We start from the raw sequence: 20,731 nt of genomic DNA, 5'->3' as shown, positions 1-20,731 counted from the left end.
GCCCGGCGGGCGGGAGCTCACCGGCCGCCGGCGGGGGAGGGCAGCGGCTTGCCCTCGCACGAGGCGTCCTCGGCCGGCATCCGGCCGTCGACGAGGAAGCCCTCGACGTACGCGTCCACGCAGGCGTTGTGCGACTGGTAGACCCCGTGGTCACCGCCGCCGACCGTGATCAGCCGGGACCCGGCCGTCCCCCGGTGGGCACGCAGCGCGCCCTCGTAGTAAGTGGCGGGATCGTGCAGCGAGTTGAGCATCATCATCGGCGGCAGCCCGCGGCCGGTGACCTGCACCCGGGGCGCCCGGGAGCGCGGCCAGGCCGCGCAGACCGACGCGAAGGTCAGCTCCCGGGCCCCGGCCATCGGGTACGCCCGGGTGTCGGCCGCGCTGCGCCGCACCCAGAAGGCGCTGTCGTGGTTCCAGGGGGTGTCCTGGCAGATGACGGAGAAGAAGTCCGCCGCGAAGCGGTCCGCCACGGGGTGCTTCAGCTTGTCGGCGAGGGCCTTGCGGACCGCCGGCGGGGCGGCGTCCGGGTGCTGCAGGACGCCGAGCAGCATCGCCAGGTCGGGGAAGGCGTCGCCGCTGTAGATGACCGAGGTCGCGGCGGCGTCGAGGTGGTTGGGGGTGACCGTGGTCCCCTCCAGGTCCAGCGGGTGCTCGCCCAGCGAGCTCCGTAGCCGCTCGTACGAGGCCTTGGCCTCCTCGGCGGTCCGCCCCTGGTGGTACGTCGCGTCGTTCGCGGCGAGCCAGGGCAGGAAGTCCTGCTCGAACCGGCGCTGGAAGCTCATCGGCTGACCCGTCAGGAACTCCTGCCAGCTGCCGGTGAAGCCGATGTTGCTGTCGAGCACCACCCGGTCGACCCGGCGCGGGAACTCGGTGGCGTAGTAGGCGCCGAGGAAGGTGGCGTAGGACGGCCCGTAGTAGGACACCTTCGACTCGCCGAGCAGCGCGCGGAACAGGTCCATGTCGTGCACGGCCTGATCGGTGGTGATGTACGGCAGCAGCCCGCCCGACCGGCGCTCGCAGTCCCGTACGAAGTTGCGCGCCCGCTCCACGGTGGCGTCCACGGCCGCCGGTGAGCGGTCGCGCAGGTCGCCGCTGGTGAACAGGGCGTCGACGGTGTCCTGGTCGGAGCAGACCACCTGTGTGCTGGCCCCGACCCCGCGCTGGTCGAAGCCGACGATGTCGTACGCGGCCGCCAGCTTCGGCGAGTACCCCGCCAGCCCCGCGGGCCGGCCCAGCCCCGAGGCCCCCGGCCCGCCGGCCGCCATCATCAGCACGCCCCGCCGCGCGGCGGGGTCCGCGGCCCGGTGCCGGGACACCGCGACGGTCAGGTCCGCGCCCGTGCCCGGGTGGTACCAGTCACGCGGCACCGTCATGGTCGCGCACTCCAGCGCGCCGTCCCGGCACGGCTGCCAGTCGAGCCGCTGCTGCGCGTACCGGGCCGGCACCGCGGGCGCGCCGCCCCCGGCCGGGGCGGCGGCCGCCGGGGAAGCGGGCAGGGCGGCGAGTGCGAGCAGCCCGCACGCGGCGGCCGTGGCCCAGCGCGCGGGCTTCTTGAAGAGGTACATGTGGCGGGGTCCCCCCGTCGGAGCGATTCGGTACGCCCCGATCCTGCGGGAACGGGGAGGCCCGGACGATCCCCCCAGTGCCCGTATCGGGGGTGGTGCCGGCACCACCCCCGCCGGTCCCCTAGCTGACGAACTCCTCGTCGCCGTACCGGACCCTGGTCTTGTCCCAGTCGACCCCGAGCCGCTGCGAGAACCGCTGGGCGAGAGGCAGGTCGGTGAGCGGGGCGATCAGGATCAGCCGTCCCCCGAGGGTGACGGAGCCGCCGCCGAGCCGCTGCCGGGCCTCGGGGTCGGCGGCCAGCGCGTCGCGCAGCCGGGTGGCGCTGACGCCCTCGGCCTGGATCTCGACGGCGTCGGTCTCCGCGGAGTCGCGCGGCAGGCAGCGGAAGGTCAGCACCGACTCCTGCTGGTACCGCTTGGCGATGACCCCGGCGATGTGGTGCAGACCGTCGCGGCCGACACCGTTCACGTCGAACTCCCGCGACCGCTCGTAGGTGGTCTGTTTCTGCTCCTCGGACCAGAACACCCCGTCCAGCAGGGTCGAACGCGCCGTCCGGGCGCCGTTGGCCCGGACGATCCCGCGCACCTCCCGGTCGAACCCGGTCAGGTGCGTCCTCAGCCGGGGGTCGCCCGGATCCGTGATGACCGCGGTGTTGTTCGTGGCGAAGACCTCCCCGGCCGGGCAGGCCGCCGCGTCCGGCAGCGGGGCCGCGTGGGCGGTGCCCGCCCCCGCCGTACCCAGCGCCAGCACCCCGGCGACGACCAGCACACGCAACCGCTTCATGCTCAACTCCCTGAATGTGGGCCCCTGCTGCCTCACCCCGGGGCCACGGCGGCCCCATCCTAGGAGCCGGAGAGTGCGGTTCACGCCGTCTTGGCACATATGGCGGATATCGGGCGCAGTGGCTCCTTCTGCCCCGCCCGGCCGCCGGGTTGACGTGAGAGCGGCCCCCTCCCGGGGTAGGGCTCACCCCCGGGAGGGGGAGTCGTGACAGCTGGCGCGAGGAACGCGGTGCGGGGCCTGGCCCTCCTCGGATCCGTCGCGCTCCTCGTCCTCGCCGGGTGGCTCGTCTGGCTCCTGCCCGGCCCGCAACTGGTGGCCGTCCTGGGCCTGGGGCCCGTCGACGGCACCCTGGCGGTGTCCGAGTGCTACGACGCACCCGACGCGGAGGGCTATCCGGGCGGCACCGAGTGCAAGGGCGTCTTCACCCCGCGGCGCACCGCCGCCCCGCGGGGTGAACTCCTGCTGGACGGCGCCGCCGCGAAGCACGAGCCCGGCAGCGCCGTGCGGGTCCGGATCGTCCGGGGAAGGGCGTACGAGCCGTCCGGACCCGCGACCGGGCGCATCGGGGCCGTCACCGGGTTCCTCCTGGTCCCCTTCCTCGCCCTCGCCTCCTGGCTGCTCGGCTGGGCCCGCCGCGGCCGCGCCGGGAACGGGGCCGCCCACCTGCTCGCGGCGCTGGCCGGACTGGCCGCCGTGCTGGTGCTCAGCGTGGCGGCCGCGCTCCTCGTCGCACTCGTCAACGCCCTGGGCTGACCGGCCCCGCCGCGGGGCCTGCGCTCCCCCGGGGAACGGAACGCGCAGCTCTGCGCCGCGAGTTCGCCGTCCGGGACGGTCGAGCGGACCGGCGGCTCCGCGTGCGCACCTGCGAGCCCGTCGCACCTGGTCACGGCAGGTACGACGGCCGTAGCCGCGATGGGTTCCCTGTGCCACGGTGGACGCATGGAGGGCAACCGGAGCACCCACGAACCCCACCACCACGCATCCCGCACCCACGGCACCCACCGCGACGACGGTTCCCCGCCGCCCGGCGAGGGCGGCTCCGCCGGAGCCCACACCCCTGAGGCCCACCCGCACGAGGCCCACACCCTTGAGGCCCACCCGCACGAGGCCCACCCGCACCAGGTCCACGCGCCCGACGGCCAGGACCACGGCCACCACGCCCACACCGCCGCCGGGCTGCGCCACCGGCTCGCGCACCTGATCACCCCCCACCACCACGAGCCCGCCGACAAGGTGGACGCGGCGATGGAGACCTCCCGCGAGGGCATGCGCACCCTGTGGACCTCCCTCGCCGTCCTGGGCGCGACCGCCCTCTTCCAGGCCCTGATCGCCGCACTGTCCGGCTCCGTCGCGCTGCTCGGCGACACCGTCCACAACGCCGCCGACGCCCTGACCGCCGTACCGCTCGGCATCGCCCTCCTCCTCGGCCGACGGGCCGCGAACCGCCGCTACACCTACGGCTACGGGCGCGCCGAGGACCTGGCGGGCGTCCTCGTCGTGGCGGTCATCGCGGTGTCCGCGGCCCTCGCCGCCTGGGCGGCGGCCGACCGGCTCCTGTCCCCCCGCGAGGTCACCCACCTGTGGGCCGTGGCCGCGGCGGCGCTGACCGGGTTCGCCGGCAACGAGTGGGTGGCTCGCCACCGCATCCGCACCGGCCGCAGGATCGGCTCCGCCGCGCTGGTGGCCGACGGACTGCACGCCCGCGCCGACGGGTTCACCTCCCTGGCCGTGCTGCTCGGCGCCGCCGGCTCCGCGCTCGGCCTGCCCGCCGCCGACCCCGTCGTCGGCCTGCTGATCACCCTCGCCATCCTGCTGGTCCTCGTGAGCGCCGCCCGCGAGGTCTGCCGCCGCCTGATGGACTGCGTGGACCCCGCCCTCGTCGACACCGCCGAGGGCGCGCTACGCGCGGTGGACGGCGTACTGGACGTCGGACAGCTGCGCATGCGCTGGATCGGCCACGCCCTGCGCGCGGAGGCCGACATCGTGGTCGGACCCCACCTGACCGTCGTCCAGGCGCACGGGCTGGCGGTGGCGGCGGAGTCCGCCCTGATCCGCGCGGTGCCCCGGCTGACCGCCGCGACCGTCCACACCGACCACACCCACGCCCACCCGGAGCGGGCCGTACGGACCGGGGTCAGCCGCTGACCGGGGCCCGCTCGGCACGACCGGCCAGGGCGGTGATCCGCGAGGCGATCTCGGGCCACAGCTCCCGGGGCAGGTCGTGGCCCATGCCCTCGAACACGGCGAGTTCGGCGTCCGGGACGGCCGCCGCCGTGGCCCGCCCGCCGCTGACGTCGCAGACCGGGTCGTCGTTGCCGTGGATCACCAGCGTGGGCACCCGCACCCCGGCCAGCAGGGCCGTCCGGTCGCCCGAGGCGAGGGAGGCCAGGGCCTGGCGGGCGACGCCGAGCGGGTCGTAGTCGCGGTCGAAGGCGCGGGTGGCCCGCTCGCGCTCCGCGGCCTCGTCGCAGGGGAACCCGGGTGAGCCCATGACCCGGACCGCCCGGACGGTCCGTTCGATGGCCTCCTCACGGTTCGCCGGCGGCGGCCCCGCGAGCACCCCCAGCACCCCGGGGTCCGGCTGCCCGACGCCCGGGGCGCCCGTCGTGGACATCAGGGAGGTCAGCGACCGCACCCGGTCCGGATACCCGATCGCCATCAGCTGCCCGATGGCGCCGCCCAGCGACAGGCCGACCACGTGCGCGCTCGCCAGGCCCAGCGCGTCCAGGAGCCCCACCGTGTCGGCCGCCATGTCGGACAGGTCGTACGAGACCGACGACAGGTCGCCCCGCTGGGCCGCCTGCAGGTCGGGCACCGGGGCGTCGTGGAAGTGCGACGACAGGCCGCAGTCGCGGTTGTCGAACCGGATCACCTGCATCCCGCGCCCCGTCAGCTCGGCGCAGAACCCGTCGGGCCAGCCGTACATCTGGAGGGCGAGGCCCATCACCAGCAGCACCGGCGGCGCCTGGGGGTCGCCCAGGCGCTCATAGGCGACCTCGATCCCGGACGGGCCCACGTTCACGGCCTTCTGCTCACTCACCGCTGTCATGCCTCGGTTCTACACGCCCGACCGCCGCCCCCGCGTTCACGCCACCCGCCCGGGGGCCGGATGGACGGCTGTCGTCCCCACGGCTTCGAGGTCCCCGGCTCCAGCGGGCCCCCCGCCCCGGCCGGCCCCCGAGACGCGGCCCGGCTCAGCCGTCGCCCCGCGGGCGCAGGCCGTCGAAGGCCAGGTCCAGGAAGCGGCGCCAGTCCCCGCTCCCGGTCCGGATGATCCCGGACAGCCCGCCGACGATCATGTAGACGTCCGCGACCGCGAGGTCCGCCCGGAGGGTGCCCACGGCCTGCCCCTGGGTGATCAGCGCCGCGACGGCCTCCTCCAGCCGTCCGCGCGTCTCCCCTCCCGGTGCGGACGAGCCCGTCGCGGACTGGGCGGCGGCCGTCAGGCCCGGGCTGCGCGCGAGGGTCGCGCCGACGTGGTGCAGGTACCGGGCCAGCCCCTGGCCGGCCTCGGGCTCCCGCAGGCAGTCCGTCAGTGCCAGCTCCAGGATCCCGGCGAACCGCTGCTCCGCCGCCGCCTCCACGAGGGCCTGCTTGGACGGGAAGTGCCGGTACAGGGTGCCGATGCCGACCCCGGCCGCCCGGGCCACCTCGGGCATCTGCACCTCCTCGCCGCGCTCCTCGAACAGCGCGCGGGCGGCGGCCAGGACGAGTGCGCGGTTGCGCTCCGCGTCGGCGCGCGGCCGCCGGCCGCCCGGCGTGGGGGGCGTTGACAAGACGACCACTCCTGTACCTAAGGTGAACACCCAATCGAAACGGAATCGGATTCCGGTTCACATTGTGTCACACGAGGAGGGGCCGAGCCATGCCCGACGAGGACCGTTTCATCCTGCTGGAGCCCGGAGCCGCCCGGCCGGGCCGTGTCCCGCTGCCGCCCGCCTTCGCCGTGAAGGCCGGGGTGGCCGACACCGAAGGACGGCTGTCGCTGCTGGAGGTGACCCTCGTGAAGGACATCCCCCGGCACACCCACCACCTGGCCGACGAGTGCGTCTACGTCCTCGACGGGGTCCTCGGCATCGAGTTCGACGACCGGACCCACTCCGCCCCGGCCGGGACCTTCGCGCTGCTGCCCCGGGGCGTCCCGCACGCCCTGCGCCGCGCCTCCGACCCGCCCCCGCGGGTCCTGCAGATCTCGGCGCCCGGCGGCTGGGAGCGCTACGTGGAGGACCTGATCGAGGCCGGCCCCGGCGTCCTCACCGACGGGGAGCTGGACCCGGCGAAGATCAACCCCATCGCGGCCCGCCATCACCTCCGCTACGAGGAGCGGCCCTGAACCCCGGGGGACCCTACGGTTCGTCCGGGTCGGACCAGTACCGCATCCGCCCCAGCGCCGTCATGGGCCGGTCGTGCGCCGCGACCGGGGCCGGCAGGACGGTGGAGCCGGTCAGGTAGCGGTCCACGGCCGAGGCCGCCGACCGGCCCTCGGCGATGGCCCACACCACCAGCGACTGGCCCCGCCCCGCGTCGCCTGCGACGAACACCCCCGGGGCCCGCCCGCCGGTGGCGGCGAAGTGCGCGTCACGGGCGAAGTTGCCGCGCCCGTCGTACTCCAGCCCCAGCTGTTCGCACAGCCCGCCGGCCCGCTCGGGGCCGGAGAAACCCAGCGCCAGCAGCACCAGCCCGGCCTCGAGCACCCGCTCGGTGCCCGCCAGCGGCCGGCGCCCCGCGGGCTCGACGGCGGTCAGCCGCAGCGCCCGCACCCGGCCGCGGGCGTCCCCCTCGAAGCACAGGGTGGCGCTGGAGAACAGCCTGGGGTCGCGCCCGGCCCGCCCGCGGGCCTCCTCGTGGGCGTGGGAGATCCGGTACACCCTCGGATGCACCGGCCACGGCTCGCCCTCGGCGCGGCCGGGCCCGGGCTCGGGGTTGATGTCCAGCTGGACCACCGAGAGCGCGCCCTGGCGCAGGGCCGTACCGAGGCAGTCCGAGCCGGTGTCACCGCCGCCGACCACCACCACGTGGACGCCGTCGGCCGTCACGGGGGACACCGCGAGGTCGCCCTCGCGGACCCGGTTGGCGCAGGTCAGATAGTCCATCGCCTGGTGTATTCCGCTCAGTGAACGCCCCGGAACGGGCAGCTCCCGGCGCTCCCCGGCCCCGACGGCGACGACCAGGGCGTCATAGCGGGCGCGCAGCCCGTCCGCCGGTTCGGCGCCGCCGACGTCCGAACCCGTCACGAAGGAGGTGCCCTCGGCCCGCATCTGCTCGATCCGGCGGTCGAGGTGCGACTTCTCCATCTTGAACTCGGGGATGCCGTAGCGCAGCAGCCCCCCGAGCCGGTCGTCCCGCTCGTGGACGACGACCCGGTGCCCGGCCCGGGTCAGCTGCTGGGCCGCCGCGAGCCCCGCCGGACCGGAGCCGATCACCCCCACGGACCGCCCGCTGCGCCGCTCCGGCGGGCGCGGGGCCATCCAGCCGCGCCGCAGCCCCTCGTCCGCGATGGTCTGCTCGACGTTCTTGATGGTCACCGGATCGGCGTTGATCGCGAGCACGCAGGCGTCCTCGCAGGGCGCCGGGCAGAGCCGGCCGGTGAACTCGGGGAAGTTGTTCGTCGCGTGCAGCCGCTCGTACGCGGCACGCCAGTCGGAGCGGGCGGCGTAGGCGTTCCACTCCGGGATCAGGTTCCCCAGCGGGCAGCCGGTGTGGCAGAACGGGACGCCGCAGTCCATGCAGCGGTCGGCCTGCTCGCGGACCAGCGGCAGCAGGGCCTGCCCCGCGTACACCTCGCGCCAGTCCCCGAGCCGTTCCTCGACGGGCCGTGGCGCGACGGCCCTGCGGGGGATCCTGAGGAAGCCGAACGGATCGGTCACGCGCCGCCTCCCTGGCCCGGGGTGCGAGAGGGTGAGAGGCGCGGTACGGCGCGCCCGAAGCGCGCCGTATGCCACCTTTCCCCCAGATTACGCCGTCCGGGCGGCGGAGGAACCCTCGCGCTGGTGCGGTACCGGGGCCGCGCGGAACGCGCCGGGACCGGGGTCCTCCTCCGGGCGGAAGGAGACCGTGCGCGTGGGGGCGGGGATGGAGATGCCCTCCTCCCGGTAGCGCTGGTGCAGGCGCTTGATGAACTCGTGCTTGATCCGGTACTGGTCGCTGAACTCGCCGACGCCCAGGATCACCGTGAAGTTGATCCGGGAGTCCCCGAAGGTGTGGAAGCGGACCTTCCCCTCGTGGTCGGGGACCCCGCCCGTGATGTCGGCCATCACGCTGTCCACCACCTCCAGGGTCACCCGCTCCACGTGCTCCAGGTCGCTCTCGTAGCCGACCCCCGCCTGGACCAGGAGCGAGAGCTTCTGCTCGGGCTGGGTGAAGTTGGTCATGTTGGTCCGCGCGAGACGGCCGTTGGGGATGATGACCAGGTTGTTCGACAGGTTGCGCACCACGCTGTTGCGCCAGTTGATGTCGACGACGTAGCCCTCCTCCCCGCTGCTGAGCCGGATGTAGTCCCCCGGCTGCACGGTCTTCGAGGCGAGGATGTGCACGCCGGCGAAGAGGTTGGCGAGGGTGTCCTGGAGGGCCAGCGCGACCGCCAGACCGCCGACGCCCAGGGCGGTGACCAGCGGCGCGATGGACACCCCGACGGTCTCCAGCGCGACCAGGACGCCCATCGTGAGGACCACGATGCGGGTGATGTTGACGAAGATGGTGGCGGACGCGGCGACCCCGGTCCGCGACTGCGCCACGGACTGGACGAGCCCCGCGACCACCCGGGCCGCCGTGAACGTGGCGAAGATGATGAGCAGGGCCGTCAGCGACTGGCTGACCAGGCTCCCGACGCGCGCCGTGAGCGGCAGCGCGGTGGCGGCCACCGCCGCTCCCGCGATGACGGCCGCCCAGGGGGCGAGGGTGCGCAGCGCGTCGACGATGACGTCGTCGCCGGTCCACTTGGTCCGCTCCGCGTGCTTGGCCAGCCACTTCAGCAGGGCCCGCAGCAGCAGCCCCGCCGCCCCGCCCGAGGCCAGGGCGATCGCGGCCACCACCCAGTCGTGCAGCACGAGGTCCCGGGTCAACGCAGGGCCTCCGCTCGCGCGAGGTCCGGCCGCCGTATGTGTCGTGTCGTCACCATGTCACCTGTCAGGTCGCGTTGTGCGGGGGCCCGTTCGAGCGGACGTGCGCATTCCGAACGGACTGTCATCCTGCCGCATCCCCCCGCGGACCCCGCAGCGGGGCCGGGGGAGCCGCCGCCCGCCCGGCCCCGGCCCCGCTCAGCGGGCGGCCGCGGAGCCCGCCCCGGCGTCGGCGCCGCTGCCCAGGCCGGTGCCCGCCCCGGCGTCGGCGCCCGCCCCGGCGTCGGTGCCCGGGCCGGTGCTCGCCCCGGCGTCGGTGAAGGCGTCGGCACCGGCGTGGGTTTCCATACGGAACTCCATCCCCGGAGCCCGCCCCTTCAGCGCAGCCCGGCGCACCTTCCCCGACCGGGTGCGCGGCAGGCCGTCGGCGAACTCCACCACCCGCACCCACTTCTCCTCCGGCAGCTCCCGCCGCACCAGGGCGAACACCCCGCGCGCCGCCTCCGCGCCCCCCGCCCGCCCCGGTACGAGGGTCAGGTAGGCCTTGGCCGCCCACAGCCCCACCGGATCCGGCACCGGCACCACCGCCGCGTCCGCCACCGCCGGATGGCGCAGCAGGACCCGCTCCAGCTCCAGCGGGGAGATCCGGTGGTCGAAGGACTTGAACATGTCGTCCGCCCGCGCCACGTACGTGAACGAGCCGTCCGGCGCCCGTACCACCAGGTCGCCGGTGTGGTAGTAGCCCCCGGCGAAGGCCCTGGCGGTCTTGCGGGGGTCGTCGGCGTATCCCCGCATCAGCCCCGCCGGCCGCTCCGCGAGGTCCACGCACAGCTCCCCGCTCTCCCCGTCGGGCACCTCCCGCCCCGTCCCCGGGTCGACGACGGCCAGCCGGTAGCCGGGCAGGGCCCGCCCCATGCTGCCGGGCACCGGCGGACGGCCCGGGGGACTGCCGATCAGGCCGGTGGTCTCGGTCTGCCCGAACCCGTCCCGGACGTCGACGCCCCAGGCCTCGCGCACCGCCCGCGCCAGCGCGGCCTCCAGCGGCTCGCCCGCCGCCACGGCCTCCCGCAGCCCCGCCGGACGCGGCCCGAGCCCCGCCGCGACCATCGCCCGCCAGGTGGTGGGCGGGGCGCAGAACGTCGTCACCCCGCGGGTGCGCAGCACCTCCAGCACGTCCCCGGCGTCGGCGGCCGTGGCGGAGTCCAGGGCGAGCACCGTCGCCTCCGCGTTCCACGGGACGAAGAACGAACTCCAGGAGTGCTTGGCCCAGCCCGGCGCCGAGACGTTCAGGTGCACGTCCCCCGGGCGCACCCCGTTCCAGTACATCCCGGACAGGTGCCCCACCGGGTAGCTGGTGTGGGTGTGCTCCACCATCTTCGGCGCGGAGGTGGTGCCCGAGGTGAAGTACCGGAAGAGCGGGTCGTCCGCGCCCGTCGGGCCGTCCGGGACGAACTCCTGCGGGGCCGTGCGGGACTCCTCGTACGAGGACCAGCCCGGCGGCGGCGGTCCGCCGACGGCCACCCCGCGCCAGGGGTGCGGCCCCGGCCCGTACCGCCCGGCGAGCGCGGCCTCGGCCACGACGAACCGCACGCCGCCCCGGTCGGCCCGGTCGGCCAGCTCGGCGGGGGTGGCCGTGATGTAGGTGGGGATCAGCACCGCGCCGAGTTTGATCGCGGCCAGCATGGTCTCCCACACGGGCACCCGGTTGTCGAGCAGCAGCATGACCGGATCCCCGCGCCGCAGGCCCTGGCCGCGCAGCCAGTTGGCGACCTGCGCGGAACGGCGGGAGAGCGCGCGCCAGGTGACGGTCACGTCGCCGGCGGGGTCTCCGGCGCGGGCCAGGCGCAGTGCGGGGCCGTCGCGGCGGGCGGCCACGGCGTCGAACCAGTCGAGGGCCCAGTTGAAGGCGGCCGGGCGGGGCCAGCGGAACGCCCGGTGGGCGGCGTCGAGGTCGTCGCCGTGGGCCAGGAGCAGGTCCCGGGCGGCCCGGAAGGCCTCGGTGGGGGAGGTGACGGGGGTGTTCTGGGACATGGCGTGGTCCGTCGTCTTTCGAAGGGGAGGAAGGGGTGCTCAGCGGGCGGCGGCGGTTGCGGGGCCGGCCGGGGACGCGGCCGGGGACGCGGCCGGGTACGCGGACGGGGCCGGTGACGGGACGTCCAGCAGTCCGCGCGCCACGGTGTCGGCGTCCCGGTGGAAGAGGGTGTCCACGCCGGGCCGGCCGCTGCCGACCTGGGTGAACCAGCGGGTGTGCTCGGTGGGGATGCCCAGCGCCAGCACTCCGGGCAGCGGATCGCCCACCGCGTCCACCACGTGGAAGGAGTCCGGGGTGACGTCGAGACCCCCGGTGGGGTACCGCAGGCCGTCCGGGCCGGTGGTCTCGTACGCGCGGATCAGGCCCTCCGCGAGCAGCTGCCGGGTGAGCGGCGCGGTGTCGCGGTGCAGCGCCGGCGAGGGGATCCGGGCGTCCACGAGCACGTCCACCTCCCGCGCCGAGCCCGGGACGGAGGGAGAGGAGACGGTGAACCGCCCGCTCCGCTCGTCCCCGGCGAACTCCGACGCCGGACCGGCGATCTCCACGATCCCCCGCCGGACCAGGGCGGCGAGCTGGCGCACCCGGCTCGCGGGCGGACCCGCCGAGAGCAGGGAGTTGACCGGCAGGAACCGGCCGTGGAAGTCCTCGGCATGCGACCGGGGCAGCAGCCCGCCGTGGTCGACAGCCTGGCGCAGGACGCCCCGGACGTCCCGCAGGACGTCCAGCGCCGCCTTGAGCGGGCCGCTCGCATTGCCCAGCGCGGCCTCGGCGAGGTCGGCCTCCACGACCTGGAGCAGCCGCTCGCGGAAGGCCTCCGGCCCCTCGAACCGCTCCCCGTCGAAGGGCCGGGCCAGCGCGTTGAGGTCCAGCGGCGCCAGGCCCGCGAGCCCGGCCTCCGCCAGGACGGGACGCGGGTCGCGGCCGGCGTGCAGGGCTGCCGCGTGGCGGCCGGCGAACCGCGCGGCCGCCGCCGCCCCCGAACGGGCCCGTACCCGCGCCGTCCAGTAGACGTGGTGCACCTCCTGGAGCAGCAGCGGCAGCACGTCCCGGTTGAAGTCCAGCCGGTCGTCGCCCGTGGCGGCCGCGCGGCGGGTACGGGCCGCGGCCAGGGCGGCCGGGGTGAGGAAGAGCGGCCGGTGCGTGTGGTCGGCGGGTTTCTCGTTGCGGCCCCGGGCCGGAATGGGCAGCCCGCTGCGCGAGCCCGCCACGATCCGCGGCTCACGGCCGGAGGGCAGGTAGCGCAGCCCGCCCCGGCCGTCGGGCTCGAAGGCGCCGCCGCGCCCGACGGTCAGGCTCAGCATCACGTCGTAGAAGGACAGGCCCAGCCCCCGGATGCCCACGGCGGTGCCCGGCGGTATCGCCTCCTCGCCGAGGTCCAGGTCGGCGGCGGAGTCCCCGCACAGGTAGCGCAGGCCCGGGTGGCGGTCCGCGAAGGCCAGCATGTCCCGTTCGAAGGCGTCGGGTTCGTTGTGCGGGTGGCCGGTCGCGAGCACCACGCCGTCGGCGCGCAGGACGTGCGGGGCACCGTCCAGGGTGAGCAGCCGGCCGCCGTCCGGTCCGGGGGTGAGCGCGGTGACGCGGGCCCTCACCGGGACGAGCTCCGCGAACGGCGGCAGGTGTTCGGCGATCGTCCGGTAGACGTCCTGCATGTACCGGCCGTAGACCACGCGGGGCGCGTAGTCGTCCGGGCCGGGGACCTCCTCGCCCGGCAGGGCGCGGGCCTCGATCCACTCGCCGAGCGAGGGGCCGGCCCCGGGCCGCGCCGGGCCGCCGTCGGGGCGGCCGGAGTAGAGGGTGACCTGGCTGATCACGGTGTTCATGGTGAACCAGTCGTCCTGGTCGGTGCGCCAGATCCGGCCCGACCCGACCTCGACCGCGTCGATGGCGTAGATCCGTACGGGCCGGGGGCGGGTGCCGTGCGCGGCGGCGCGTTCGGCGCGGTCCATGAGGCGGACGGCGAGCCGCTCGAGGACGGCGAGGCCGCGCGGACCGGTGCCGACGACGGCCAGGGTGTGCGGACGGGCGGCGGCGGGGGTGGTGGAGAGGGACATGGCGGACATGGGTGTTCCTTGGGGGGAGGGGAAGGGGAGGGGAGAGAGGTGGGGGCGGGGCGGGCTTCAGGCGGCCGGCGGCACGGCCCGCGGCCCGGGAGCGGGCTCGACGGCGGCCCGGTCGAAGCCCTGCTGGACGTGCGAGAGCATGCCGATCAGGTCCTCGGCGCGCAGCGGACCCGCGGCCCGGCCCGCCGCGCGCACCGGCATCGCGCCGGCGCTGCGCCACTGGAGGCTGCCGCGCGCGTCGATGAAGCCCCGGGAGCGGCCCGCGTTGTCGGCGTGCAGGCAGTACGGGACGTCCAGATAGCCCCGGCGGAAGGCCTCCACGAGGGCGGGGCCCGTCCCGGAGCCGAGCTCCAGGACCGACTCCACCAGGGCGCGGGCCTCGGCGAGAACACCGAACTCGCCGTGTTCGACGGGCCGGTGGACCGCGCCGCGGGCCCGCGCCGCCTGCGCGGCGGCCTCCTCGAGGGCTCGGACGTTGTCCTCGACCGTCGGGATGCGGTGGGCCTCCGCCGGCGTCTTGACGATCAGCCGCTCCGTGCCGGTCCGCGCGGCCAGTACCGCGCTGGACCGCAGCAGCGCCAGAGCGCCCGCCGTCGTGCGGGGGAAGACGCCCATGTAGGTGTACAGGACGACGTGCCAGTCCGTGTCCGCCAGGTACTCGCCCGCCAGCAGGCGCAGCGCGGCGAGCGCCTCGGCGTCCTGGTCCGGATGGGTCTGCTGGGCGTAGCTCAGCGAGATGCTGCGCAGCCCGTGTCCGCGGAAGAAGATCCCCTCCAGGACCGCCATCGCCACCAGCAGCCCCGGCGGGCACAGCTGACCCAGCAGGCAGCCGCCGAAGCTCTCCATGTGCGCGGCTCCGCCGGAGCGTTCGGCCAGCAGCTCACAGCTCCTGGCCCACGCGTCCACGGCCTCCGCCAGCGGTGTACGGCTGTACGGCAGGCAGTACGAGACGGGCCCGCCCTCGGTGGCGTCCAGACCGGCGTCGAGGAGGGTTTCCACGATGCCGAACGGGTTCGCGGACCCGTGCCGGACCTGGACGGCGAAGGGGTGCCCGGCCGGGGCGCCGCCGAGGACGGGGGCGAGCATGTCCCGGGTGGCGGCGGCCCCGTGGGCGACCAGGGGGAAGCCGTTGAGGTCGGCGCCGGTGTCGAGGGCCTTGCGGGCGGAGGCGTGGTCGCCGACCCGGGTGTAGCTGTCGAGCGTGACGGTGCCGACGCTGCGGGCCCGGGCCCCGCGCACCGCGAGGAGGCCCCCGCGCATGCCGGGCACGGTGGGGAAGCCCATGCGGGGCTGCACCACCAACTCGCCCTCGTGGGCTGCGGTGTTGACGGCGGAGGCGAAGGCGGACAGCCGCACGGCGGGGGCGTTCACCGGGCACCCGCAACAGCAGCAGCCGGGCGCCGGCCGGGCGCCGCGGCGAGCGCCCGTACGGGAGCGGCCTCGCCGAGGTAGCGCCGGAACTCCTCGGTGCCGGCCGCGTCCTCGAAGACGGCGTCGAAGCCGGCGGCCGTCAACGCGGGGGCGTGGCTGCCCGCTTCGGCGCCGCGCACCCCGAGCTTCCCGCCGATCACGACCTGGAGGTCGCGCAGGTCGGGCTCGCGGCGCAGCCGGGTGATCAGGCGGCGGCCGTCGAGGGCGCCGTGGCCGTTGACCGTGCTGATGACCAGCGCGTCAGGGCGCAGTCGGCGGCATTCGGAGATCACGAGCTCATCGGGGACGCAGGCGCCGGCGTTGAACACCTCGTGGCCCATCTCCTCCAGCAGCAGCTGGAGGAAGACGAGGTTCCAGGTGTGGGAGTCCGAGGAGACGCTGGAGACGAGGATCCGGCGCCGGGCGCGGGAGGGGGTGTGGGCGGGGGCGGGGGCCACGGGAAAGGTCCGGGACATGGGCTTCTCTCGATCTGTCGGGCGGCGGCGGCCGGGGGGTCAGGCGGCGGCCGGGGTGCGCAGGAGTTCGGCCTGGCGCGGGGTGCGGGGCGCGGCGGGGCGGGTGCGGACGGCGAGGACCGTGCAGCCGGTCTCGCTGGACATCTGGTGCCGGGTGCCGGGGCCCTCGACGACCAGGTCGCCCTTGCCGTAGGAGGTGCCGTCGCTGTGGTCGAGGCGCCCGTCGAGGACGAGCATCAGTTCGTGGCCGAGGTGCTCGTGGAAGTCGCCGTGGGCGCCGGGCGGGAAGCGCAGGAGCAGGCCGACGCTGTCCTCGCCGCCGGCCGGGTCGGGGGCCCAGAGCACGTGGTGCTCGACGCCCGCACGGCCGGGCTCGGACCAGGCGGTCCAGTCGAGGTCCTGCATGTCGAATCCGCTGCGGAACGCGTTGGCGATGTACTCGATTCCGGACATGGCGGTGCCTTTCGGGGAAAAAGGGGTGGTGGAGGTCCACGGGCGTGGCGGTGCCGGGTCCGTCCGGGGGAACGGGGACGGGCGGGGAGTCCCGCGCAGGGCCGTGGGGGACCTGCGCGGGGGTGCCCGTCGCCGGGGGAGAATGCGTGCGGGCGGCTGGATGCCAGGCCCTGCACCTAATCAGTGCGTCGTGTTCGACGCGTTAGTAAGAGCATGCCCAAGGACCCCGCGGCCGGGGATCCACCGAAAGAACGAACCCTGTGGCGCGGATCTCATCCCGCCTGCGGGTCGCGGTGGCGGCGGCTGTGGCGGGCCACGCGGACCCGGTTGCCGCAGGCGGCCGTGCACCATTCGCGGCGGGCGTGGGTCTTGAGGAAGTAGAGGATGCAGCCCGGTGCGGGGCAGGCGTGGACCGGCCGCTCCGGGGCCCCGCCGAAGAGGCGCACCCCTTCGGCCGCCACCTCGCCGAGCGCGGCCAGCTGCGGATCGGGCTCGTTCCAGCGGGTCACCGAGCCGGCCGGGGCTGCGGTGGAGAGCTCGTCCCAGCGGGCCGCGAGCCGGGCCGCCCGGTTGACGGTGCGCACGTCGGCCTCCTGCGGGGTCCGCCCGGCCGTGTGGGCCGCCGCCACCTCGCGCAGCGCGTGGCGCAGCTCCAGGAAACGCTCGAAGTGGGCGCGGGTGGCGGGCTCGGACAGCCGGGGGCGCAGCGGCGCGCTGAAGTCCCCGGCCCGGTTGGCGAGCCACCGGTCCAGGTCGGCGGGGGTGGCCAGGGCGTCGACGAGGACCCCGCGGAGCCCGCCGTTGATGAAGGTGGTGTTGACCAGGTCCAGGGCGAGCGATTCCCCGACCAGCGGCATCCCGTCCACTGCCGAGGTCTCCGCAGGACGTTCCGCGCTCTCGGTCATGTCCCCGCCTCCGGCGTGTTACTAATGGAATTCATTCACCCTCGACATTAGCGCTCCCCGGAGAGGAACACCATGCCCACGCCGCCCGCGACGACCGAGCCCCGCACCACCCCGGCCACCCCCGCGCCGCCCGGCCCCCGCCGGGGCCTGGCCCGGCTGTCCGGCCGGGCGCCGGCGCGCCCGCCGGCCGGGACGGTGGCCCTGGCCACCGGCGCCGGCATCGCCGGCCTGCTGCTCCTCGTCGCCCTCGGGGGCCTCCTGCACCACCCGCTGCTGATACCGCCCCTGGCCGCCAGCGCCGCCCTGGTCATGGCCGCCCCGGCCCTCCCGCTGGCCCAGCCCCGCAACGTCGTCGGAGGCCAGCTGGTCTCGGCGGGGGTCGGCTTCGCCGCGCTGGCGCTGGGCGGGAGCGCGATGTGGACGGCCGCCGTCGCGGGCGGGGCCGCCATCGGCGCGATGGCCCTGACCCGCACCCCCCACTCGCCCGCCGCCGCCACCGCCGTCATCGTCGTGCTCACCCGTCCCGCGGCCCCCTCCTTCCTCGCCGCGCTGGCCCTGGCCACCGTCCTGCTCGTGCTGGTCGGCTGCGCTGCCTCCCGCGCCGCCCGGGGGACGGTCCGCTACCCCGCGTACTGGTGGTGACCCGGGAGCCAGGGCCTGTCGTCAAAGTCCCGTCTGCCCCGCGACGCTCCCCCAGCTGCCGCTGGGAGGTGCCCCCAGGCACGCGCTCTCGCCGCACCGAGAGCACGCGCCAGACGCCGCGGGGCCGCCCTCCGGGCGACGACGGGACTTCGACGACAGGCCCTGGCACTCCCGCCGGCGCCCCGGGCGGCACGCCGCAGTTGCTCCGGCCCGGCGAACTCCTCACCTGCCCGGCCCACACCCCGGCCCCGCCGGACCACCGGCCTCCGCGGGGGCCGGTGGGATGTGCGGTCATGAACCTCCACGCGCACAAGGAGACCCGCCGGTCCCGGGCACGCACCCGGGTCCTGCTCGCCTCCCTCGCCGCCGCGGCGGCCCTGACCGGCCCGCTGGTCGCGACGGCCCCGGCCGCGTCCGCCGCCGGCCCCAAGCCCTCCGACCCGGCCCCGGCCGCCCCCGCCAAGCAGCGGACCCCCGTGAAGCAGCAGCCCCCCGCCCAGCAGCGGCCCCCGGCGGGCGACCAGCGCCGCGACCCCGGACCGGACCGGGACGAGGACCCGGGGCGGGAGCACGACAAGGACGAACACCCGCAGAAGAGGAAGCCGTCCCCGGTCGCGCACGGACTGCGCCAGTTCACCTCCGACAACACCTTCACCCCGCCGGCGGGCGTCACCTCCGTCTTCGTCCAGGCCTGGGGCGCGGGCGGCGGGGGCGGTGGCGGGGGCGGCTCCAACGCGGAGGGCGGCCGCGGCGGGGACGGCGGCGGCGGGGGAGCGGGCGGCTTCACCTGGTGCGCCCTCAGGGTCGTCCCGCTGACCGACTACGGGGTCGACGTCGGCGCGGCGGGCAGCGGCGGCGGCGGGGGAGCAGCCGGGGACACGGGCGTCGACGGAACGGCGGGCACCAGCGGCACCGCCAGCACGGTCACGGCGTCCGCGACCAACACCACGCTGCTCACCGCCAACGGCGGCGGAGGAGGCGGCGGCGGGGGCGGAGCCACCCCCACGGCCCCCGGCGCACCCGGCACGCCCGGCACCGGAGGCACCGGCAGCTGCTCCACGGGCGGGGTGAACCTGCCCGGAGGCAACGGCGGCCCCGGCCTCACGGGTGCCACCGCCGTCCCCGACGGCATCGTCGGCCTCCCCCCGCGCACCGCCGCGGGCGGCAACGGCGGCGTCGGCGGCGGCGGCACCGCGGGCCGCGGCCCCGGCGGCCCGGGCCAGGGCGGCGGCGACGGCTACGTCGTCATCTGGTGGTAGCCGCCTGAACCGCCCGCTCCCCGGACCGCGGGGTCCGGGGAGCGGGCGGCGCCCGGCGACGCGCACGCCCCTGCCGGGCAGCCGGGTGACGTACGGCCGGACCCGCGCGCGGACCCGGCCGGGGCGGCCCGCCCGCCCGTACAGTCCGCTGGGAACCTCCGCCTCCGGCGCCGGGGGCGCGCACCGGCAAGGGAGACAGCCGTGACCTCGAACGACCAGGCCCACTTCCCCGCGGATCCGGCCCGCCCGCAGGACGGGCACCTCGCCGCCCGCGCCTCCATGCACGTGTTCGTGCTCTCCGGGTCCTCCCGCACCGGCTCGGTCAACGTCCGCCTCGCGGCCCTCGTCGCCGCCCTGGTCGAGCGCACGGGGGCCACCGCCGAGCCCGCACAGCTCCGGGACTTCCCGATGCCGCTGTACGACGGGGACGAGGAGGCCGAGGGGGGCGTGCCGGCGGGCGCGCTGGCCCTGCGCGAGCGGATCGAGGCCGCGCAGGCCGTGGTCATCTCCTCGCCCGAGTACAACGCCTCCGTCCCGGGCCCGGTCAAGAACGCCATCGACTGGGTCTCCCGCGTCCGGCCGCAGCCCTTCAAGGACAAGCAGGTCCTGCTCGTCTCCGCGTCCCCCTCGATGGTGGGCGGCAACCGCGGCCTGTGGGCGCTGCGCGTCCCGCTGGAGCACCTCGGCGCGCGGGTCTACCCCGACATGTTCAGCCTCGCCGCGGCCCACCAGGAGTTCACCGAGGACGGCGCCCTCGCCGACCGGGGCCTGGGGGAGCGGCTGGCCTCGACCGTCGGCGCCTTCCTGGACCTCGCCGAGGCCGACACCCGCTACCTGTGCCTGCAACGCCGCTGGTACGAGTTCCTCGGCGACCGGACCGACGCACCGGTCACCGCGCGCGCCCAGGACTGAACCGCCGCGGCCGCCCCCGCCCCCATCCGTCACCGCACGCCCCGCCTTCGCCCGAAGGCGGGGCGTGCGGTGCTGTGCGGGGGGCGCGCACGGGGGCGGATGCGACTCTTCCGGAAGATTTCCGAACCCCGGCTTGCACGATCGGGGGCCTTTTCCGATGGGGTGGTCATGGGGGGAGCTTGTCGCTCCACGGCTGCCGGACACGGGGGCAGGCGGCCCGCTACTCACAAGCCACTCGGAAGGTTCCACGCAGAAGTGAACGCTGCCCAGACCGTCACCCTCGTGCTGATAGACCCCACCGCGGTCCAAGACGACCCGAGAGGGCTCCTCTCGGACGATTCGACCGGGGTGCCCGCGCACCCGCGGCTGCCCACCGCCCGCACCGGCGGCGACGAGCGACGACGGGGGAACACGTGAGCGAAGGAGAGTTCGACCCATCGGGGGACCAGACGGTCTCCAGCGAACTGGCGGGAGTGCTCCCGGTGGAGTTCACCGCCTTCCACTCCCAGCAGCACCGCGCGTACCTGCGCTACGCCCACCTGCAACTGGGCAACGCCAAGGACGCCGAGGAAGTCGTCGACGACGTGTTCACCTTCCTGCTGAAGGTGTGGCGCCAGGCGCTGAAGGAAGCGAGCCTCCACGGCTTCGCGTGGGCGGTGCTGCGCGAACACGTGGAACGGCGCCTGGCGGCCCTCGGCCGCCAGGTCGCCATGGTGGAAACGGCATGGTTCTCGGCACTGCGCCGCTCCTCCAGGGAGCGGCTCGAACTGCTGGAGTCGAAGCTCGGCCTGTACGCGGCGATCGCCGAACTGTCCGAGCGGCAGTACGACGTGGTGCTGCTGGCCTTCCTGCTGGGCAACGACTCCGAAACGGTCGCCCGGATGATGGGGATCTCCCCCGCGACCGTCCGGTCGCACATCCGCGGCGCACGCCGAACCCTGTCCCGCAAGCTCGGGGTGGACTGGATCCCCGGAGAGGAGAAGGACCTGTGAGCGACATGCCCGCTGACCGTGACATGCCGCTGAGCGAACTGGACGCGGCCCTGGAGAGCGCGGCGGTGCTCGCCGAGGAGTACGCCGGATACGACGAAGGTGCCGCCCGGCGCCGCGTCGCCCGCCGCATCGCCGCCGACCGCGCCCGCTCGGCGATCGGCACCTCCGGAGCCGACCAGGCCC

19 protein-coding genes are annotated in these 20,731 nt (G+C 75.7%); 7 read left to right on the top strand and 12 right to left on the bottom strand.

Going from position 1 to position 20,731, the window contains the following annotated elements; translation table 11 throughout:
- Positions 1 to 17 precede the first annotated feature (17 nt).
- Both BX286_RS02685 and BX286_RS02680 read right to left on the bottom strand, forming a co-directional pair.
- Positions 18 to 1,565: an alpha/beta hydrolase gene (locus BX286_RS02685; RefSeq protein ID WP_107438364.1), complete on the bottom strand. Its 1,548-nt coding sequence runs from the start codon at positions 1,563 to 1,565 to the stop codon at positions 18 to 20.
- 121 nt (positions 1,566 to 1,686) lie between these two features.
- On the bottom strand, positions 1,687 to 2,349 hold the full coding sequence (locus BX286_RS02680) for a hypothetical protein (protein WP_079431098.1): 663 nt from the start codon (positions 2,347 to 2,349) through the stop codon (positions 1,687 to 1,689).
- Between the two features lie 204 nt (positions 2,350 to 2,553).
- On the opposite strand from BX286_RS02680, the gene BX286_RS02675 reads away from it, so the two are divergent.
- Together BX286_RS02675 and BX286_RS02670 are read left to right on the top strand one after the other, a co-directional pair.
- Entirely contained in the window at positions 2,554 to 3,102 is a 549-nt protein-coding gene (locus tag BX286_RS02675; protein WP_123995192.1) for a hypothetical protein, read from the top strand.
- 186 nt (positions 3,103 to 3,288) lie between these two features.
- A complete protein-coding gene (locus BX286_RS02670) occupies positions 3,289 to 4,494 on the top strand; it encodes a cation diffusion facilitator family transporter (RefSeq protein WP_261993319.1) in 1,206 nt (401 codons plus the stop codon).
- Here the strand turns inward: BX286_RS02670 and BX286_RS02665 are convergent.
- Together BX286_RS02665 and BX286_RS02660 are read right to left on the bottom strand one after the other, a co-directional pair.
- Complete coding sequence (locus BX286_RS02665; RefSeq protein ID WP_079431100.1) at positions 4,484 to 5,398, bottom strand: alpha/beta fold hydrolase; 915 nt, start codon at positions 5,396 to 5,398, stop codon at positions 4,484 to 4,486. The two genes, BX286_RS02670 and BX286_RS02665, sit on opposite strands and share 11 nt — an antisense overlap.
- Before the next feature lie 145 nt (positions 5,399 to 5,543).
- Positions 5,544 to 6,125, bottom strand: a complete 582-nt coding sequence (locus tag BX286_RS02660; RefSeq protein WP_121014444.1) for a TetR/AcrR family transcriptional regulator — start codon at positions 6,123 to 6,125, stop codon at positions 5,544 to 5,546.
- Positions 6,126 to 6,214: 89 nt separating this feature from the next.
- Between BX286_RS02660 and BX286_RS02655 the strand changes: the two genes are divergently transcribed.
- Positions 6,215 to 6,682 (top strand): cupin domain-containing protein, encoded by a 468-nt coding sequence (locus tag BX286_RS02655; RefSeq protein ID WP_079431102.1) that lies wholly within the window; start codon positions 6,215 to 6,217, stop codon positions 6,680 to 6,682.
- Positions 6,683 to 6,695: 13 nt separating this feature from the next.
- Here the strand turns inward: BX286_RS02655 and BX286_RS02650 are convergent, their stop codons facing one another.
- The 8 genes from BX286_RS02650 to BX286_RS02615 form a co-directional block, all read right to left on the bottom strand.
- On the bottom strand, positions 6,696 to 8,216 hold the full coding sequence (locus tag BX286_RS02650; protein ID WP_121014443.1) for a glutamate synthase subunit beta: 1,521 nt from the start codon (positions 8,214 to 8,216) through the stop codon (positions 6,696 to 6,698).
- An 87-nt stretch (positions 8,217 to 8,303) separates the two neighbouring features.
- Entirely contained in the window at positions 8,304 to 9,410 is a 1,107-nt protein-coding gene (locus tag BX286_RS02645) for a mechanosensitive ion channel family protein (protein ID WP_079431104.1), read from the bottom strand.
- A gap of 195 nt (positions 9,411 to 9,605) precedes the next feature.
- Positions 9,606 to 11,438 carry an AMP-binding protein gene (locus BX286_RS02640; protein ID WP_121014442.1) on the bottom strand — a complete coding sequence of 611 codons (1,833 nt, stop codon included), beginning with the start codon at positions 11,436 to 11,438 and terminating at the stop codon, positions 9,606 to 9,608.
- 39 nt (positions 11,439 to 11,477) lie between these two features.
- Entirely contained in the window at positions 11,478 to 13,499 is a 2,022-nt protein-coding gene (locus BX286_RS02635) for an FAD/NAD(P)-binding protein (RefSeq protein WP_121014441.1), read from the bottom strand.
- A 57-nt stretch (positions 13,500 to 13,556) separates the two neighbouring features.
- Entirely contained in the window at positions 13,557 to 14,870 is a 1,314-nt protein-coding gene (locus BX286_RS02630; RefSeq protein WP_261993318.1) for a methylaspartate mutase, read from the bottom strand.
- Positions 14,867 to 15,385, bottom strand: coding sequence for a cobalamin B12-binding domain-containing protein (locus tag BX286_RS02625; RefSeq protein ID WP_121014440.1), 519 nt, complete (start codon positions 15,383 to 15,385; stop codon positions 14,867 to 14,869). Before BX286_RS02625 ends, BX286_RS02630 begins: the two co-directional genes overlap by 4 nt.
- A gap of 39 nt (positions 15,386 to 15,424) precedes the next feature.
- Positions 15,425 to 15,838: a cupin domain-containing protein gene (locus BX286_RS02620; RefSeq protein ID WP_187344067.1), complete on the bottom strand. Its 414-nt coding sequence runs from the start codon at positions 15,836 to 15,838 to the stop codon at positions 15,425 to 15,427.
- A 272-nt stretch (positions 15,839 to 16,110) separates the two neighbouring features.
- On the bottom strand, positions 16,111 to 16,743 hold the full coding sequence (locus tag BX286_RS02615) for an ABATE domain-containing protein (protein WP_121014439.1): 633 nt from the start codon (positions 16,741 to 16,743) through the stop codon (positions 16,111 to 16,113).
- Between the two features lie 72 nt (positions 16,744 to 16,815).
- On the opposite strand from BX286_RS02615, the gene BX286_RS02610 reads away from it, so the two are divergent.
- From BX286_RS02610 to BX286_RS02595, 4 genes are all read left to right on the top strand, one after another.
- A complete protein-coding gene (locus BX286_RS02610) occupies positions 16,816 to 17,385 on the top strand; it encodes an HPP family protein (protein WP_121014438.1) in 570 nt (189 codons plus the stop codon).
- 293 nt (positions 17,386 to 17,678) lie between these two features.
- A complete protein-coding gene (locus BX286_RS37335) occupies positions 17,679 to 18,644 on the top strand; it encodes a hypothetical protein (RefSeq protein WP_100862192.1) in 966 nt (321 codons plus the stop codon).
- 279 nt (positions 18,645 to 18,923) lie between these two features.
- Complete coding sequence (locus tag BX286_RS02600; protein ID WP_121017502.1) at positions 18,924 to 19,556, top strand: NADPH-dependent FMN reductase; 633 nt, start codon at positions 18,924 to 18,926, stop codon at positions 19,554 to 19,556.
- 413 nt (positions 19,557 to 19,969) lie between these two features.
- A complete protein-coding gene (locus tag BX286_RS02595; protein ID WP_079431111.1) occupies positions 19,970 to 20,548 on the top strand; it encodes an RNA polymerase sigma factor in 579 nt (192 codons plus the stop codon).
- Positions 20,549 to 20,731 lie beyond the last annotated feature (183 nt).

It is taken from the genome of Streptomyces sp. 3211.6 (assembly GCF_003634815.1).
In the GTDB taxonomy this organism is placed as follows: domain Bacteria; phylum Actinomycetota; class Actinomycetes; order Streptomycetales; family Streptomycetaceae; genus Streptomyces; species Streptomyces katrae_A.
This window is presented reverse-complemented; position numbering and strand designations above follow the sequence as displayed.